Here is a 17364-nt window from a genome sequence, read left to right on the forward strand (position 1 = left end):
ATAGCCATTCGCTAACAAAGCCATTCACCGAAAGACATTGCCGGGTCGACCCGCTCGTGATCGACTCGAGACACGCCCCGACCGCACAGTCGCAGAACCGGGCACGAACAGCAGGAGAGATACATGCGAGATGCCGTCATCGTCGACGCAGTACGTACACCGATCGGCCGTCGCGGCCGCGCCCTCTCGGAGATCCATCCGGCCGAGTTGTCCGCCCATGTACTGCGTGCGCTCGCTGAACGGACCGGACTCGACGCGGCGACGGTCGACGACGTGATCTGGGGTTGCGTCAGTCAGGTCGGCGAGCAGGCCGGAAGCATCGCCCGCACAGCGGCACTCGCTGCCGGCTGGCCCGACAGCGTTCCCGGCGTCACACTGACCCGGGCCTGCGGATCGAGCCAGCAGGCAGTTTCCTTTGCTGCGGCCACCGTCATCTCCGGTCAGAACGACGTGGTCGTAGCCGGAGGCGTCGAATCGATGTCACGAGTACCGATGGGTACCGCCAGCAAGAACGGTGAGCATTTTCCGGCTTCGGTACTCGAACGCTACGGGGTGGACGGTTTCAGCCAGGGGACCGGCGCCGAGATGATGGCCCGGAAATGGGCACTCACACGAACAGCTCTGGACGAATACTCCCTCCGCTCACACGAACTCGCGGCCCGTGCCACCGATGAAGGGGCATTCACCGGGCAGATCACTCCGATCGCGGGCTTGTCCCAGGACGAAGGCATTCGGCGAGGCGGAAGTGTGGAGTCGCTCGCGAAGTTGCCCCCGGCCTTCGACACCGACGGTGCCATCCACGCCGGCAACTCTTCTCAGATCTCCGACGGGGCGGGCGCCACACTCGTCACGACCAGCGAGTACGCCCGGGCACGCGGGTGGAAGCCGCTCGTTCGTATTCACACCGCAGTGGTCGCAGCCGACGACCCGGTCATCATGCTCACCGGTCCGATTGCCGCCACCGCAAAGGCATTGGACCGCTCCGGATTGTCCATCGACGACATCGGCGCCTTCGAGATCAACGAGGCATTCGCCCCCGTCCCGCTTGCCTGGCAGGCTGAAACCGGCGCAGCCATCGATCGTGTGAATCCGCTCGGCGGCGCTATCGCGGTCGGCCACCCACTCGGCGGATCAGGTGCGATCTTGATGACTCGCCTGGCACATCACATGCGCGACAACGGAATTCGCTACGGTCTCCAGTCGATGTGCGAGGCCGGCGGCATGGCCAATGCGACCATTCTCGAATTGATCTGACCCGACAACGCTTTCGGGCCGACACGTCATCCAGCAGGAAAGAAGAATTGATCCATGAAACTCGAGGGACTTTCCACCGCGATCACCGGCGGCGCTTCAGGCCTCGGCCTGGCAACCGCTCGACGGCTGCTCGACGCCGGAGCGCAGGTCACGTTGATCGATCTGCCTTCGTCCGACGGTAAGCAGGTGGCGGCCGATCTCGGTGCTGCCGCACAATTCGCCCCGGCCGACGTCACCGACAGCGAACAATTCGCCGAAGCACTCGACGCGGCGCACGAGCGCGGCGGCCTCCGCGGCGTCGTCCACTGCGCGGGCGCCGGGCGTCGTATGCGCATTCTCGACAAGGACGGAAAAGCCGGATCGGTCGAAGATTTCGAGTTCGTCGTCAAGCTGAATCTTGTCGGTTCGTTCAACGCACTCCGTCTCGGCGCCGAGCGGATGGCGGAACTCGACGCCGTGGACGGTGAGCGAGGTGCCATCGTCATGACGGCGTCGGTCGCAGCATTCGAAGGTCAGATCGGTCAGATCAACTACACAGCGTCCAAAGCCGGCATCGTCGGTATGACGGTCACCGCTGCCCGCGATCTCGCCAGCCGCGGAATCCGCGTAAACACCATTGCTCCCGGCATCATGGACACTCCCCTGCTGGCGCGCCTACGCGAAGACGTGCGCACGGCCCTCGAAGCCTCTGTTCCCAATCCCTCACGACTGGGTCGTCCGGACGAGTTCGGCCAGCTCGCCGTCTCGATGCTCGAGAACGGCTACCTCAACGGCGAGACCATCAGATTCGACGGCGCTATCCGAATGGCTCCCCGGTGACGGGCACCAGCGTGATCGCCAATCCACAACTGCGGCACAACATGCAATACCCGGATACCACCATGGCGTACTGGGCGCCCAGCATGGCGGCGCTCTACGGTGACCGCCTCGCCGTCGTGGACGGCGAACGTACGTGCACCTTCCGCGAACTCGGTCAGCGCAGTGCGCAATTCGCCGGCGCACTGCGGCAAGCCGGGGTGGGCGTCGGCGACGTGGTGTTGATGCACCTCGGGAACTGCGTCGAGTTCCTCCAGGCTTACTACGGATGCCTACAGGCCGGGGCGACAGTCACATTGGTCAACCCACTGCAGCCAGAGCTCGGCCTGCGCAAGCAGATCGAAGAGACGTCCGCCGTTGCTGCAGTGACTCAGAGTTCGCAGCTGCACGTACTGCTCGCGGCCGCTTCAGGAACCTCCGTGCGTACGATCGTGATGGTCCAGGACACCGAGGGCGCGCTCGACACACCGGAGTCGGTCGTCGCATTCGACTCCTTCATCGCCGATCTACCCACCGAATTCACCCCTGCCTCGGTTCGTAGCGACGACATCGCACACATCGCGTTCACCGGCGGAACCACCGGAGTCTCCAAAGGTGTTCGTGTTCTTCACCGCAACGTCGTCGGCAACATCACGCAGATGTGTGGGTGGAGAACCGGTCACGAGTTGGAAGCAGGTCCTGACGGTCTCGTCACGCCTCGACGCATCGACGGCCTCGACGTGCTCGGTCCGACGCCCGGGACCGGGGCGACCATCGTGGTCTCCCCTCTCTTCCACGCACATTCGTTGCTCAACACGTCGTTCCTGTTGATTTCCGGTCTCACCCAGGTATTTGCCGGTCGGTTCGAACCCGGCCGGATGCTCGAGCTGATCGAAAAGCACGAGGCCACCTATCTCACCGGGTCTCCCGCTATGTGGCACGCACTGTCGGTTCATCCCGACGCTACGGTGCGCAACACCGACAGCGTGTGCGTCGTGTCTTCGGGTGCTGCCCCGATCGACAGTGTCACGCTCGCCGCACTCCGCCGGGCATTTCCCAAAGCGCTCGTCGTCGAAGGCTACGGGCTGACCGAGGCCACCTGTGTGGTCACGGCCGCACCGCTGATCAACGGCTCGGAATATCGGCAGAGCAGCGTCGGCCTCCCGATCTTCGACACCGAAATCCAGATTCGCGATCAGCTCGACCGGAAGACCGTTCTGGGCGAGAACGAACGCGGCGAACTGTGGGTGCGTGGGCCTCAGGTCACCGACGGCTATCTCGGACACCCGGAAACCACCGCAGAACAGTTCGTCGACGGCTGGTTGGACACGGGAGACATCGCGTACCTGGACTCGGACGGATACCTCTTCATCTGTGACCGGGCCAAGGACATGCTCATCTACAAGGGGTACAACGTCTATCCGCGGGAACTCGAAGAGATTCTGGTCTCGCACCCGGCGATCTCGACTGCCGCGGTTGTCGGCCGCGAAGTGGGGAGCAACGGCCAGGAGCCCGTAGCCTTCGTGGTGATGATTCCGGGCGCCGAGTTCGACGCCGAGCAGATCAAGGCGTTCGTCGCCGAGCAGGTGCTGCCGTACAAGAAGATTCGCGAAGTCGTCGAGGTAGAACTCCTTCCGACATCGGCTGCCGGTAAGGTCCTCAAGACCGACCTCCGCTCGAGACTTCTCGAATCCGTCGATCAGAAAGGCGGTTCCAGGTGACGACCTTCGCAGACCTGACGTCGCAACTGCGTGTCCCGGTTCTCGCTTCACCGATGTTCATCATCTCGACCCCTGACCTCGTCATCGCGCAGTGCACCTCTGGCATCATCGGGTCCTTCCCGGCACTGAATGCTCGTCCGCAGTCGGCACTTCGGGATTGGCTCAAACTGATCACCGTGGCTCGTGAGGAACATGATCGTGAGCACCCGGAGAATCCGTCGGCGCCATTTGCCGTCAACCTCATCGTCCACCGGTCCAACAACCGCCTGGAAGAGGATCTGGCGACCATCGCCGAGTTCGAGGTTCCGATCGTCATCACGTCCCTCGGCGCTCGCACCGACATCAACGACGCAGTCCACGCATACGGCGGAATCGTTCTCCATGACGTCATCGACAATCGCTTTGCACGCAAGGCGATCGAGAAGGGCGCCGACGGACTGATCGCGGTAGCTGCCGGGGCCGGTGGTCATGCCGGTAGGCAGTCACCGTTTGCCCTGATTCGGGAGATTCGTGAGTGGTTCGCCGGTCCACTGCTGTTGTCAGGTGCCATCGCTCATGGTGATTCGATTCTCGCTGCGCTCGCGGCCGGGGCCGATTTGGCATACGTCGGATCAGCTTTCATCGCAACCGAAGAGGCTAACGCGGATCCTGCGTACAAGGAGATGATCGTGGGTTCAGGGGCCTCCGACATCGTCTATTCCAACCTGTTCACCGGAGTACACGGAAACTACCTGCGGGGCAGCATCGTTGCCGCCGGCTTGGACCCCGACAACCTGGCCGAATCCGATCCATCCGCAATGAGTTTCGCGACCAACGACACCGATACCAAGGCCTGGCGTGACATCTGGGGCGCCGGACAGGGCATCGGAGCGATCGATGCAGTCCTTCCGACGCATGCAGTAGTAGAGCGTCTCGCCGCCGAGTACTCTGCCGCGCGAGAACGTATCTGCCGACTCTAGTGCTGTGACCGGCGTTCGTCGGACAGGTACTCGTGGATCAGGTTCACGAATACCTGTCCCACCGGCGACAACGTCGAGGGGTCGAAGGCGAGACCGTACGCACGCAGGAATCTCGGCTCGCAGGCCCGTTCCACCACCTGACCAGGCATCGATTTCGCCACCGAGCGCTCGACCAACGAACCGCCGAGTCCGGCGATGACCATCGGGAGCCGCGACTCCCGTTGCTCGGTCACCACCGCGAGTTCCGTTCTGGTACCGGCCTTTCGGATCGAATCTTCGATCGCGTCACCCATCGCTGCCCCGCGAGGAACGAATACCATGGGAATGTCCGGCATTTCCGAAAGGCGTACCGGCCCCTCGGGTAGTTCCGTTCCCGCCGGGTAGACCAGGCGGTATTCCTGCTCCCCCAATTCGACGATTTCGAGCCCTTCGCCCGCCTCGAGCGGCAGATGAGCCACCGCGAATTCGCAGTGGCCGTCCCGGATGAGACTTTCCAGATTGTCCTCACGCTCGAGTTCCGAGAATCTGACTCGTGCTTGCGGATACCGTCGACAGAACTCCGCAATCAGATCGACGATCGTCCCCGAGGTCAGTGCAGGGAAAGCCATGATGTCGAGGCGACCGACGATGGCGCCATCGGATGCCGTCAACTGTTCAGCCGCCGCAGCTACGTCTCGCAAGACCTGTCGACTCGGGCCGACCAGACTGCGACCGGCAGCACTGAGCACCATGCCTCGCCCGATGCGATGGAACAGCCTCACCCCCAGTTCACGTTCGAGCCCGCGCAACGCTTGTGACACGGTCGGCTGAGCAACGCCGAGAGCCGCTGCGGCGCCGTTGATCCCCTTGTTCTCGACCACTGCGAGGAAGTACTCCATCTGCCGGAACTCCACAGTTCACTCCTCTTCCGTGGACGGAACGGCGGAGGTGGCCATTTCCGCAGCCGTCGCGATGAATGCAGCGGCCGCCGGGGATTGCTCGCCCGAGCGATAGACGATACCGACGTCGCGTGTCAGCGGCGGATCGAAGGAGAAGGCGCAGACGTCTGTCATCTGCTGTTGTGCAACCCTTCTCGGCACTACAGTGGCGCCGATTCCTCGACGCACGAGTTCCCACGTGGTCACAGGGTGGACACAGTCCACGACTACGTTCTCGGCGCCTTCGCTGAGCAAGCCCCGGAACTGATTCGATTGATCACCGAGATCGACCACAAGCGGCAAACTGTGCAAGAGCGCTCGCGGAACCGGATCCGCCAACGGCGTTGCAAGTCGGCCGGACAACGACGCATGGGTGGCGAGCACCAACTCCTGAGTGGCAATCGGAGCCGTGACCAAACCTTCGTACCCGATACTCAGATCGGTGACGCCGACCTCGGCCGACCCTCGCCGCAACGCATTGTCGACCCCGGCCGGGCCGTACGTGTCGAGAACACGCACGACGATCTTCGGGAAGTTGGCCCGGAATCGCCGGACCAACTCGACCATCGGATCGATCGAGAACGCCGAGTACGAGACGACGTCGACACGACCGAACTCGAGTTCGCGAACGGCGGTCACTTTCGCCTTCGCGCGCTCGACGTCGGCAAGGATTCTCCTGGCCGCGAGATCGAACGTGCGGCCCGCGTCGGTAAGAACCAACCGCCTGCCCGTCCGGTCGAACAGCGTGGCGCCGAGTCGACGCTCGAGCGTACGAATTGCCTGTGACAGCGAGGGCTGCGAAATGTAGAGAGCCTGAGCGGCCTTCGTTATCCCACCGTGGTCGACAACAGCGACGAAGTAGGTGACGAAGTGCAGATCCACTCATCCATCATACGACCAGCGATCCGTCGCTCACTCCACCCGAGTTGCCCCTGGTACGGCCCACTCTCCGGTGAAGATCGGCTCCCGCTTTTCCACGAAGGCACGAACCGCGTCGGTGGCATCCGTCGCAAAATTGACCGCTTGCGCCCTCGCCTCGTTGTCCAAGGCCTCCCGCAACGAGAGGGAGGTGTGACGTTCGAGCATGGCGGCAGACTGACTCAGTGCGGCCGGCGGGCCGGCGGCGAGCCGCTGCGCCAGTGTTGACGTGTGTTCGTCCAGCTCGGCCGGTTCGACCAGATAAGTCACCAACCCGAGCTCGTAGGCTTCCTGTGCGTCGATCGTCTCGGAAAGCATCACCAGTCGCTTGGCTTGTTGGAGGCCGACCAGTCTCGGCAGGATCCACGAACCACCGAAGTCGACAGACAACCCCCGTTTGGCAAAGATCTGGCTGAACTTCGCACCCTTGGCCGCCACGACGAAGTCGCAGAGCAACGCCATGTTCCATCCGGCTCCGACGGCAAACCCGTCGACCTTCGCCACCAGAGGTTTGGGAAACTCACTCAGTGCGATTGCCGTTGCGTTGATGACACGCATGCGATCGAGCGGGTGCGACGAGCCACGCTTGTCCAGATCGGAGCCCGCGCAGAAGGTCCCATCCGCGCCGGTCAGGATCACCGAGCGAATCTGCGCGTCCTCTTGAAGTTCGAGGACTGCTTCACGTAGAGCGATCCAGGCGTCGAGATCGAGAGCGTTGCGGCGGTGCGGCCGACAGAGAACAATCGTCGCGACAGCACCGTCTCGTTCGATGCTTACGGCCGCACGCTCGATCGTCTCGGCACTCATGAACCACTCCACACGGGAGAGCGCTTCTCGGCAAATGCCGTGGCGCCCTCCTTGGCATCACGAGAGGTGAAGACCGGATCGATGAATTCGCGTTGCGCGACAAAGGCATCCGGATCGGTGTACTTGGCGGACATTGCCAGTACCTGCTTGGTCGCGCGAACAGCCAGTGGACCGTTAGCCGCTACTCGGGCCGCAAGCTCGCGTGCGACGGTCAGCGCGTGTCCCGGTTCGGCGAGCCGATTGACCAAGCCGTGATGATGCGCCACGGTGGCACTGAGTGGATCCCCCGTGATCGCGATTTCCATGGCCAACTGATACGGAAGAATTTTCGGCAGACGTAGGAGTCCGCCGGCGGCCGCGGCAAGTCCCCGCTTCACTTCGGGCAGGCCGAATTTCGCGTCCGTGGACGCCACGATCAAGTCGGCCGCCAAGGCCAGTTCGCAACCGCCGGCGAGTGCCCAACCTTCGACGGCTGCGATCAGCGGCTTCGACGGCGGTGCCTCGGTCAGACCGGCAAAACCACGACCCGGTAGCGATGGCCGCTCTCCGCGCGCAAATCCCTTCAGATCCATACCGGCGCAGAAGGTTCCACCAGATCCGGTCAGAATGCCGATGGTGAGATCGGCCCGTTCCTCGAACTCGTCGATGGCCGCAGCCAAGGCTTCGGCAAGTTCGAGATTGACCGCGTTCTTGGCCTCGGGACGATTGAGGGTGATGACGGCAACGCCGTCGGCGAAGTCGGTGAGCACGACGCTCATGTTCGGTTCCTACTTCCGTGATGAGATTCTTGAAAGGTCACTGCGCGCGAATGCTCCAGCGCACGGGTGTGCCGCCGGACGGTGTCACGATCTCCCGCTTCGCCAAAACAACAAGATGAGCATGGGTTTCGCGGACTGCCAAGCGAAGTAGTCGCGGCGACATCTGTTCGAACGGGCGAGACCAGGAGATCGTGCGTGAGAGTTCCCAGGCCGTGGATTCAGGCTCATCCTGCACCGCAGCCACGATCTCCGCCAATCGCTCCTCGTGGTGCCCCATCAATTGACGTGCACGATCGGCGATCCCACGGAATCGATATTCATGTGCCGGAAGCACTTCGCACTCGCCCAGTGTTGTCGTCGCCTCGAGCGAGAGAAGATAACGATGAAGTGGGTTCTCGAGTTCACCGGGAATCGTGGAGATGTTCGGGCTGATCCTCGGCAGCATGTGATCGCCGCTGAACAACAAGCCTCTGTCCTCTTCCACGAAACAGAGATGTCCGGGAGTGTGCCCCGGTGTCCATTGGGCGCGGAGATTCCAACCGGGTAGGTCGAGTGAATCCCCTTCTCCCAGAACGATGTCGATGGTTTCGTACTCGGCGAACCGCACCAGGTCGACCCGAGACGCGTCGAGCACTTCGGCCGGTGCGCCGAGTTCGGACAACTGCAGGTTCCAGCCACTGATGTCGTCGCGGGTCTGTTCGGGCCCGTGGTACCCGAGGAGCGTCGCGTCGGCCACGTGCATCGCAAGTGTCGCGCCGCTGACCTGCCGAAGACGCGGCGCCAGGCCGAAGTGATCGGGATGCAGGTGCGTGATTGCCGCATAGCGCACTTCGGAAACGTGGTATCCGATCGATGCTATGCCGTCGACGAGAGCCTGCCAGGACTGTTCGTGATCCCAACCGACGTCGATGAGGGCAAGTCCGTCGTCGAGCGCGAGTGCGTAGACGAGTACGTAGCGCAAAGGGTTGTCCGGCATAGGAACAGGGATCGACCACAATCCGTCCCGCACCTGTTCGACCGGTGGAAGGACTTTGTTCGCCCATGCCTCACGTTGTGCGACACCGACGTCTTCGGTCACGATCATGATGCTTCTCCGCTCGCGTTCAGCATGGTCCGCAGGCTCGACTTGAGCAGTTTTCCGCTCGCGTTGCGAGGTAGGGAGTCCACGAAATGGATCTGGCGAGGTTTCTTGTACGACGCCAACTTCGCTGTGCTGAAAGCGATCAACTCGTCGACGCTCGGCACGTCGGCACCGTCGACCAGTTTGACCACTGCGGTCACGGATTCACCCCAGCGCTTGTCGGGAACCCCGACCACCGCAACCTCGGCGACCGAGGGGTGCTCGGCCAGAATGGATTCCACCTCGATCGGATAGACGTTCTCTCCGCCGGTGATGATCATGTCCTTGAGTCGATCGGTGACGAACAGATACCCCTCGTCGTCCAGATGGCCGGCGTCCCCCGTTCGGAGGAAACCGTCGTGGGTGAACAATTCGGCGGTCTCACGGTCACGTCGCCAGTATCCGCGAGTGTTGTTTCTACTGCGCGCGACGATCTCACCGGAATTATTGGGCGGCAATTCCTCACCAGTGGTGACGTCTCGAATCGAGATCTCGACGCCGATCATCGGCTTGCCCGCAGAGCGAAGCAACTCCGAACGCGGCCCGCTCACATGATGGTCGTAAGCACGAAGGACGGATACCGAACCCGTCGTCTCGGTCATCCCGTATCGCTGAACGAATTTGCAGTTCAAGACAGTCATCGCGTGGGCGAGGAGCGCCGGAGTGATCGGTGACGCCCCATAGGCGACCACCTCCAGGCTGGTCAGATCGAAACTGTCGAGAGTCGGCAGATCTACCAGCGTCTGAATGACTGCAGGCACCAGAAATGCGTGGGTGACGCGGTGGGTCGCGATGGCATCAGCGACCCGAGCAGGCGCCATGTCTCCGAGCAGCACCAAAGGCACTCCGGCCGACAAGCATGTACTCATCCAGCCGGCACCGGCGATGTGAAAGAGGGGAAGTGCATCGAGTGCGACTGTATTCGAACCGAATTCGTAGACATCGAACCCCTCGGGCTCGTTGTACAGATTCCGGTGAGTGGCCACGACGCCCTTGGGCCGGCCGGTTGTCCCGGACGTGTACAGCTGCAGAACTGCTGCGTCCGGATCGTGCCCGTGTCCGGGGTCGACACCGGTCCCTGATGCCACGAACTCCGCCCAGGTTCGCGAATCCGGCAGGCCCCCTGCAGCTCCCACGGTTATGACCTCGATGTCCGGCAACGCTGCGGACATCGCCGCCGCCCCCGCGGCGAACTCGTCATCGACGATCAAGACGTCGAGCTCCGCGTCCTCGGCGATGTCGACGAGTTCGAGTGGGTTGAGCCGCCAGTTCAACGGGATGAACACAGCGCCTGCCTTCGCACATGCGATGAAGGTTTCCGCACCTTCGAGCCCCATCCGCAGTAGCGCACCGACACGAGCACCCGTTGTGGTCACTTCTGCCAGCGCACTCGCCAAGGTGCTGGTCTCGCCATCCAGCTCAGCCCAAGTCAGCGTTCGGTCGCCGCACGTGATTGCCGGATCGGACGGCCGTGTCGACGCCGAGTGGCGTATCCGGTTGGGTAGGTGAAGCTCGCTCACATCACGCTCCTGTGTTCCAGGTACTCACCGAGCACGAACCGCGGTCGGTGGTACTGGAACAGTCGACCATCGCTATGGCCTGCGCCACAAAGACGAGAAGGCGCACAGAGCCATAGCTCAGACCTATGTCCGCAGGTCGCAGCAAGTCACCGCCGCCAAGGCTCCGTCATCTGGGAGAATTCGTCAGATGCAGGCACCCGGCATGGACATACGCAGCGCGCAGTATCTCGTCGCGGTCGTCGATCACGGCAGCGTCACTGCCGCCGCGGACGTCCTGCGTATCTCGCAACCGTCCCTCTCGCAGGCCGTGCGCAACCTCGAACGAGCTCTCGGAGCCACACTCTTCGAGCGCACCACTCGCGGTCTGGCTCCCACCACGGTCGGACTGGCAGTTGCCGATTCTGCCCGTACGTTGCTCGCCGACGTTGCTCGGGCCGAGGCCGCGGTGGCTGCGGTAACCGCTTTGCGCGCCGAGGAACTCGCCATAGCAGTTCAGTCCGATCTCGCCATCGACCCTGTTGCAGAGGTCGCCGGACGCCTCCATCTGACGGCACCCGGAATTCGGTTCTCCACGAACGCCTCCGCCAACGCACAGGACGTGCGCGCGCTCGTCAGAGCAGGTACGTGTGAACTCGGGTTTCTCGAGACCCACCCGGGTACCGAAGTCTCCGACGGGCTTCGAGAAATTGCCGTGAGCACCCAGGAAACGGTCTTGTCGATCCCCATTCGCCTGGCCACAGACCTCCCCGATCCGGTTCCGCGCACCGTGGTCGCGCGCCTGCCAATGGTGGTCGAGGCATCCGCAGTTCGGCGCGGGCACTCGATCGACGACGATCTGGAACTCACCGACGTCGTCGTGGAAGTGCCAGATCGCCTTGCTGTCCGGGAAATGGTCGGGCAAGGTGTAGGCGCCGCGCTGCTGCCCAGATCGATCGCCGAACAAGACTCACCGGCATCTGAGGTTCGCTCGCTTTTCCCACCGATCACCCGGCAGACGATCTTGGTCTACCGCGACGGCCCGCTCTCACCGGCCGGGTCTGCGTACATCGAGAACATCTCCCCACGTCACAAGCCCTCCACGAACAGCCTGCCCAACGGCGAGAGCGTCTCCGGATCGAACTCGACGCCGTAATTCAGTGAGATCGCCGGCTCCACCGGAAATATCTCCGCGCCGGACGCGACCGATCTCTCGGCCAACGAACGCTCCATGAATGCCATGCCCAAACCAGCAAAGACGAACGCGCCGACGGTCTCCCGCTGCGCCAACTCCGTCGACATCCGAGTCCGGGCCCCGGCGGCCTGCAGAGACGACTCGATGGCAAGCCGAGCCCGCGAGTGTTTGAGCACACCCACCACGGGGAGATCGGGCAATGCCGTCAATGACACCGGCTCTCCCGCAGCGGGTTTCACACCATTCGGCCAGACGTCGGGATGAACCCCCGACGGCACTGCCAGCCAGTACTCGTTCACCCCCAACACTTTCGTGGACAGCGCCGACATGTCGGGTGGCCAATAGCTGAAGACCACCTCGCACGCGCCGTCTGCCAACACCTGCTCAGACGTTGCACCCTGCGGCAACTCACCGACCCGAACGGTCACAGCAGGCCACCGCTCACGAAAGTCTGCCACGATGCGTGCGATCGGACCTTCGAGACCATGTGCCGCGGAGCAGATGTCGAGCCGGCCACGAGGCTCGTCGGCCGTACCGATCGCGACGTCGAACGCGGCCGCGCTGCTGCGAGTCATCTGCCTCGCCGGCCCTACCAACGCCCGACCTGCTGCCGTCAGCACCAAACCGCGACCGACACGGTGAAACAGTTCGACTCCGAGTTCGCGCTCGAGGCCACGAATACCCTGCGACAGCGACGGCTTGGTGACCGACAGATTCTGCGCAGCCGTCGACAAGGACTCACCACCGGCAACGGCAAGGAAGTACTCGATCTGACGTAGGTCCACTCCATCGACTTTGCCATAAACGCAGACAGGTATACCGGTACCAAGCACTGCAGGGTGTTCACACACGCTTCATCAATCGGACATTCAGGACACACCTTCTTCTACCCGGCGCCACCTACCGTAATTGGTCCAGACCAATTACGGATAGGTCTGAACCACCGCGTCGAAGACAAGGAATCCTCGTAAGACGTACGACCATCGCGATAGCAGCCGTGACCGCGGCTCTCGCCGTTCCCGGCATCGCCCCCGCCGAATCCCACGCCGAACCCGGCTGGGGCAGTTCGTCCTTCGAATGGGGCAGCTCTTCGGGCGAGAACAACACGCCGCCCGCAGCGCCCGGCGTCAGCGTCCCCGGCGGACGGTACGAGCACCCCGTCGACCTGACCTTCACCGCCGAGCGCGGCGCCACCGTCCGCTACACCGTGGACGGAACGACACCCACCACCGACAGCCAAGCTGCCACGCCGGGACGTCCGCTGCACATCGCACAGGACACCAACGTCACTGTCGCAGCTTTCCGCGGCGATCACGCGAGCGCGGCCGTCTCGTTCGGCTACCTGATCAAGACCTCGGAAAAGCCGCTGGCTCAGGTCGTCGTGATGTCCGACGTCCACGTCGGCGATCACGCGAACAACGACAAGAAGTACGAAAGCTTCTTCGACACAATCGGTTCCATCTACCCGAAACCCGACGCCATCCTCTCCAACGGGGACATGATCAACGACAACGGAGACGGCAAGGGGCCCGACCACAAGATCGTCGCAGAAATCTTCCAGGCAAACCTCGCCCGAAAGGGCATGAACGACACACAACTCCTGATCTCCAACGGCAATCACGATGCAAGTCTCGCGGCGATCAGAGCCGGATATCCGGCGGAGTGGTTCCCGGATTCCGGTGGCGGATACTACGAATCCGACGTCAATGGTGTCCATCTCTTCACGGTCAACACCGAAACCTACAACAATGATTCAGCGCAACGCAATTGGCTGAAGTCCCGCCTGACCGAAATCACCGCGGAGTCCGGGAACCTGACCAAGCCGATCCTGGTCCAGGGACACCGGCCGGCAAGCAACACAGCCATGGACGGGCAGCAGGCGTCGAACCCTCGATTGACCGAAGACCTGAGTGCCTTCCCTCAGGCAATCTTCTTCTCCGGGCACTCACATCTGAACAACAACGACGACCGGTCGATCCATCAGCGTGACTTCACGTCGGTCAACGACGGCTCGATGTCGTACATCGAAATCGATCACGGCTACCAGATGGTGACCGAGTCCGGTCTCGCGAACCGTTTCGAATCACCCACTGCCCAAGCGCTCTTCGTCGAGGTCTACCAGAACCGCACGGAAATCAACCGAATCAACATGGCGGCAGACAAGCACGACATCTACGCCGGTGGCGCGTGGTCAGCCAACTGGCAGCCTCCGTACTCGAGCGCGGGCACGCTGAGCGGTTCGGGGTGGACAGTCGAACTCGACGGGTCGACCAACCAGCAGATCAAGGACAACTTCCGCTACACCTCGGGCGCACGGAACACGCACGCGCCGGAGTTCACCTCGAGCACTCCGCTCTCGGTGACGACCGGCGAAAACGGTGCGACCGCACTGAGGATCGCGCAGGCCAAGGACGATCAGATGGTGCACCACTACGCCGTCGAGGTCACGGACACAGCCACCGGAGCGAAGGTGGTCTCGTCGAAGGTGCTCTCGGACTTCTACTTCATGCCGCGGCCGAACAGCCTCGACATTCCGATTCCCGATGCCGCAGCGGGCACCGCGTACGAAGCCCGCGTCGAAGCCGTTGACGCATACGGCAACCGGTCACCGGTGACAACCCTGGCCTTCACCCGCTGACGTCCTCCCGCTGACCCGACACGACAAAGCGGCACCGCGCATATTCGCGGTGCCGCTTCTCGGCTCAGTTGTACGTGCGAAGCAGGCCCTTGCTGATGATCTGCTTCTGGATGTCGCTGGTGCCTTCACCGATCAGAAGGAACGGCGCCTCACGCATCAACCGCTCGATCTCGTATTCCTTGGAATAGCCGTATCCGCCGTGGATACGGAAGCTGTCCTGGGTGACCTCCGAGCAGAATTCACTCGCCAGATACTTCGCCATACCCGCGGCGACATCGTTGCGCTCACCCGAGTCCTTGAGCCTGGCAGCGTTGACCATCATCAGATGTGCCGCTTCGACTTTGGTGCCCATCTCGGCGATCCGGAACGCGATGGCCTGATGCTCGGCGATCGGCTTGCCGAAAGTCTCGCGTTGCTTGGCGTAGGTGACAGCCAGTTCGAAAGCGCGCTGGGCAATTCCGCAGGCACGCGCGGCGACGTTGACCCGGCCGACCTCGACGCCGTCCATCATGTGCCGAAATCCCGAGCCAGGGGTGCCACCGAGAACCTCCTCGGCTCCGATCTCGAAACCGTCGAAGATCATCTCCGTGGTGTCGATTCCCTTGTACCCCATCTTCTCGAGCTTGCCCGGAATGGTCAGGCCCGGGAGTACCTCGCCGAAACCTGCGGGTTTCTCGATCAATATCGTCGTCAGATTGTTGTGCGGCTTCTCCGCGCCCTCGTCCGTCTTGACCAGGACTGCCACCAAGGTCGAGGAACCCCCGTTGGTCAGCCACATCTTCTGGCCGGTGATCACGTAATCGCCGGAGTCCGTCCGCTTCGCCTTGGTCGATATGGCAGCAACATCGGAACCGAGGGCAGGCTCCGACATGGAAAATGCACCGGTGAGTTCCCCGGACGCCAAACGCGGCAGGTACTTCGCCTTCTGTTCCGGCGTCCCGTGCGCCGAAATCATGTGAGCCACGATGAAATGCGTGTTGATGACACCGGACACGCTCATCCATCCACGGGCCAATTCTTCGACGCACAGCGCGTAGGTGAGCAATGATTCGCCGATACCCCCGTACTCGGGGTCGATGGTCAGTCCGAACAGACCCATGTCCTTCATCTGCTTGACGATGTCGGTCGGGTACGTATCCGAGTGTTCGAGTTCCTGCGCCGCGGGGATGACCACACGATCGACGAACTCGCGTACCGCCCCGACGATATCGGTCTGAGTTTCGGTCAATCCCGCCGTCTGCGCCAAACGAGTCACTGTTCCACCTGTCAGTCGGTACTTCGTGCCCTCCCGGTCGACGAAATTGATTCGACTCCAGGAACTTTCATCCCGCCGCGACGTGTGTGCGGCAGAGACGCTGTATCCATTCAATCCCCGAAGGGTATATGTGTCAAAGTCGATTTCGCATACGAACCGTATGGCGGAAACTATGTCCGAACAGGTCGTTCCTGCTGTTGACAACCGCGCCACGCGTGCTGGATATTCGAGTGGCCAGGTCGCGACGGGCCCTTCGATCGGCCCGTTCACGCGACGCATTCCCCACCTCTCCTCGAGACAGGCGCATTCCATGCACGACGCAGTCATCTGTGAACCCGTTCGCACCCCGGTGGGCGGATTCGGCGGAGTCTTCAAGGACGTTCCCGTCACCACTCTCGCCGGCACTGTTGTGCGTGGCCTCGTCGAACGAACCGGCATTGCGTCCACCGATGTCGACGACGTCATCTTCGGTCAGGGGTACGCCAACGGAGAGGCCGCGGCCATCGGACGAATCGCGGCACTCGACGCCGGTCTCGACGTGTCCGTTCCCGGAATACAACTCGATCGCCGTTGCGGTTCGGGATTGCAGGCGATCATCTACGCCGCGATGCAGGTACAGACTGGGATGAGTGATCTGGTCATCGCCGGCGGCGCCGAGAGCATGAGCGGAACCGAGTTCTACTCCACCGACATGCGTTGGGGCACAAAGCGCCCTTCCGTCGAGTTCCACGACCGATTGGCCAAACCGCGCACGAACTCCGGCGGAGTCAACTTTCCGGTGGAAGGCGGCATGATCGAGACCGCTGAGAACTTGCGCCGGGAGTACTCGATCACCCGCGACGAGCAGGACCGATACGCGGTGCGATCGCACGAACGGGCCGTTCACGCCCAAGACAGTGGGTACTTCGACGACGAGACCATTCCCGTTTCGGTGCCCGGACGCCGTGGTGAGCAGACAGTCGTCACCCAAGACGAGCATCCGCGCCGAGGGATACAACTGTCCGATCTTGCTGCACTGCGCCCCATTCGAGGTCGCGTCGACCCTGAAGCAACAGTCACCGCCGGAAACGCCTGCGGCCAGAACGACGCCGGAGCCGCGGCCATCGTCACCACTGCGGCCAACGCCGAACGGCTGGGCCTGCGGCCGTTCGCGAAACTGGTCAGCTGGGGTGTGGCCGGTGTGGAGCCGAACCGGATGGGCATCGGACCGGTGCCTGCCGTGGCGAAGGCTCTCTCCCGTGTCGATCTGTCGCTGGACGACATCGACCTCATCGAAGTCAACGAGGCCTTCGCCGCCCAGGTTCTCGCGTGCGCCAAAGCCTGGGGATTGAGCGCGCAGGACATCGAGGAACGCTTCAACGTCAACGGTTCCGGAATCTCGCTCGGACATCCTGTCGGCGCTACCGGTGGGCGGATCCTCGCCAATCTGCTGCGCGAACTCGACCGGCGCCAGGCACGGTACGGGATCGAGACCATGTGTATCGGTGGCGGACAAGGGATTGCCGCGGTGTTCGAGAACCTGCGACGCTAG

General features: G+C 62.6%; 15 protein-coding genes. 7 read left to right on the forward strand and 8 right to left on the reverse strand.

Features of this window, described 5'->3' with window-relative positions:
* The first annotated feature begins 123 nt into the window (after positions 1 to 123).
* Genes ACVZUB_RS25575 through ACVZUB_RS25590 form a run of 4 tightly spaced genes read left to right on the forward strand, consistent with a single transcriptional unit; the run spans position 124 to position 4729 of the window.
* Positions 124 to 1254, forward strand: coding sequence for a thiolase family protein (locus ACVZUB_RS25575; protein WP_030537190.1), 1131 nt, complete (start codon positions 124 to 126; stop codon positions 1252 to 1254).
* Positions 1255 to 1308: 54 nt separating this feature from the next.
* The gene (locus tag ACVZUB_RS25580; protein WP_482627874.1) at positions 1309 to 2073 is read left to right on the forward strand and encodes an SDR family NAD(P)-dependent oxidoreductase; all 765 of its coding nucleotides are present in this window, start codon (positions 1309 to 1311) and stop codon (positions 2071 to 2073) included.
* Positions 2074 to 2114: 41 nt separating this feature from the next.
* Positions 2115 to 3770 carry a class I adenylate-forming enzyme family protein gene (locus tag ACVZUB_RS25585; RefSeq protein ID WP_166503000.1) on the forward strand — a complete coding sequence of 552 codons (1656 nt, stop codon included), beginning with the start codon at positions 2115 to 2117 and terminating at the stop codon, positions 3768 to 3770.
* Between the two features lie 53 nt (positions 3771 to 3823).
* On the forward strand, positions 3824 to 4729 hold the full coding sequence (locus tag ACVZUB_RS25590; RefSeq protein ID WP_202427117.1) for an NAD(P)H-dependent flavin oxidoreductase: 906 nt from the start codon (positions 3824 to 3826) through the stop codon (positions 4727 to 4729).
* Here the strand turns inward: ACVZUB_RS25590 and ACVZUB_RS25595 are convergent.
* Genes ACVZUB_RS25595 through ACVZUB_RS25620 form a run of 6 tightly spaced genes read right to left on the reverse strand, consistent with a single transcriptional unit; the run spans position 4726 to position 10769 of the window.
* Positions 4726 to 5622 carry a LysR family transcriptional regulator gene (locus tag ACVZUB_RS25595; protein WP_003939949.1) on the reverse strand — a complete coding sequence of 299 codons (897 nt, stop codon included), beginning with the start codon at positions 5620 to 5622 and terminating at the stop codon, positions 4726 to 4728. The two genes, ACVZUB_RS25590 and ACVZUB_RS25595, sit on opposite strands and share 4 nt — an antisense overlap.
* Before the next feature lie 3 nt (positions 5623 to 5625).
* Positions 5626 to 6528 carry a LysR family transcriptional regulator gene (locus ACVZUB_RS25600; protein WP_007729501.1) on the reverse strand — a complete coding sequence of 301 codons (903 nt, stop codon included), beginning with the start codon at positions 6526 to 6528 and terminating at the stop codon, positions 5626 to 5628.
* Positions 6529 to 6558: 30 nt separating this feature from the next.
* Positions 6559 to 7371: an enoyl-CoA hydratase/isomerase family protein gene (locus ACVZUB_RS25605; RefSeq protein WP_064688122.1), complete on the reverse strand. Its 813-nt coding sequence runs from the start codon at positions 7369 to 7371 to the stop codon at positions 6559 to 6561.
* Entirely contained in the window at positions 7368 to 8129 is a 762-nt protein-coding gene (locus ACVZUB_RS25610) for a crotonase/enoyl-CoA hydratase family protein (protein ID WP_065351440.1), read from the reverse strand. The genes ACVZUB_RS25605 and ACVZUB_RS25610 overlap by 4 nt, the downstream gene beginning before the upstream one ends.
* Positions 8130 to 8166: 37 nt before the next feature.
* Positions 8167 to 9213 carry an MBL fold metallo-hydrolase gene (locus ACVZUB_RS25615; protein WP_116057842.1) on the reverse strand — a complete coding sequence of 349 codons (1047 nt, stop codon included), beginning with the start codon at positions 9211 to 9213 and terminating at the stop codon, positions 8167 to 8169.
* A complete protein-coding gene (locus ACVZUB_RS25620; protein ID WP_285182123.1) occupies positions 9210 to 10769 on the reverse strand; it encodes a long-chain-fatty-acid--CoA ligase in 1560 nt (519 codons plus the stop codon). Before ACVZUB_RS25620 ends, ACVZUB_RS25615 begins: the two co-directional genes overlap by 4 nt.
* Before the next feature lie 187 nt (positions 10770 to 10956).
* Between ACVZUB_RS25620 and ACVZUB_RS25625 the strand changes: the two genes are divergently transcribed.
* Positions 10957 to 11901, forward strand: a complete 945-nt coding sequence (locus tag ACVZUB_RS25625) for a LysR family transcriptional regulator (protein ID WP_482627875.1) — start codon at positions 10957 to 10959, stop codon at positions 11899 to 11901.
* Here ACVZUB_RS25625 and ACVZUB_RS25630 read toward each other — a convergent pair.
* Positions 11835 to 12725: a LysR family transcriptional regulator gene (locus ACVZUB_RS25630; protein ID WP_030537198.1), complete on the reverse strand. Its 891-nt coding sequence runs from the start codon at positions 12723 to 12725 to the stop codon at positions 11835 to 11837. The two genes, ACVZUB_RS25625 and ACVZUB_RS25630, sit on opposite strands and share 67 nt — an antisense overlap.
* A gap of 212 nt (positions 12726 to 12937) precedes the next feature.
* Here ACVZUB_RS25630 and ACVZUB_RS25635 point away from each other — a divergent pair, with 212 nt between their 5' ends.
* On the forward strand, positions 12938 to 14578 hold the full coding sequence (locus tag ACVZUB_RS25635; protein WP_482627876.1) for a chitobiase/beta-hexosaminidase C-terminal domain-containing protein: 1641 nt from the start codon (positions 12938 to 12940) through the stop codon (positions 14576 to 14578).
* Between the two features lie 64 nt (positions 14579 to 14642).
* Here ACVZUB_RS25635 and ACVZUB_RS25640 read toward each other — a convergent pair whose 3' ends face one another.
* Complete coding sequence (locus ACVZUB_RS25640; RefSeq protein WP_007729528.1) at positions 14643 to 15833, reverse strand: acyl-CoA dehydrogenase family protein; 1191 nt, start codon at positions 15831 to 15833, stop codon at positions 14643 to 14645.
* Positions 15834 to 16143: 310 nt separating this feature from the next.
* Between ACVZUB_RS25640 and ACVZUB_RS25645 the strand changes: the two genes are divergently transcribed.
* Positions 16144 to 17364: an acetyl-CoA C-acetyltransferase gene (locus ACVZUB_RS25645; protein ID WP_007729531.1), complete on the forward strand. Its 1221-nt coding sequence runs from the start codon at positions 16144 to 16146 to the stop codon at positions 17362 to 17364.

Source organism: Rhodococcus sp. OS5 (genome assembly GCF_056837585.1).

Bases quoted from the DNA above. Each gene is read 5' to 3' on its own strand.
- ACVZUB_RS25645 (WP_007729531.1), top strand. From the start codon at position 16,144: ATGCACGACGCAGTCATCTGTGAACCCGTTCGCACCCCGGTGGGCGGA.
- ACVZUB_RS25605 (WP_064688122.1), bottom strand. From the start codon at position 7,371: ATGAGTGCCGAGACGATCGAGCGTGCGGCCGTAAGCATCGAACGAGAC.
- ACVZUB_RS25615 (WP_116057842.1), bottom strand. From the start codon at position 9,213: ATGATCGTGACCGAAGACGTCGGTGTCGCACAACGTGAGGCATGGGCG.
- ACVZUB_RS25575 (WP_030537190.1), top strand. From the start codon at position 124: ATGCGAGATGCCGTCATCGTCGACGCAGTACGTACACCGATCGGCCGT.
- ACVZUB_RS25625 (WP_482627875.1), top strand. From the start codon at position 10,957: ATGCAGGCACCCGGCATGGACATACGCAGCGCGCAGTATCTCGTCGCG.
- ACVZUB_RS25610 (WP_065351440.1), bottom strand. From the start codon at position 8,129: ATGAGCGTCGTGCTCACCGACTTCGCCGACGGCGTTGCCGTCATCACC.
- ACVZUB_RS25580 (WP_482627874.1), top strand. From the start codon at position 1,309: ATGAAACTCGAGGGACTTTCCACCGCGATCACCGGCGGCGCTTCAGGC.
- ACVZUB_RS25585 (WP_166503000.1), top strand. From the start codon at position 2,115: ATGCAATACCCGGATACCACCATGGCGTACTGGGCGCCCAGCATGGCG.
- ACVZUB_RS25590 (WP_202427117.1), top strand. From the start codon at position 3,824: ATGTTCATCATCTCGACCCCTGACCTCGTCATCGCGCAGTGCACCTCT.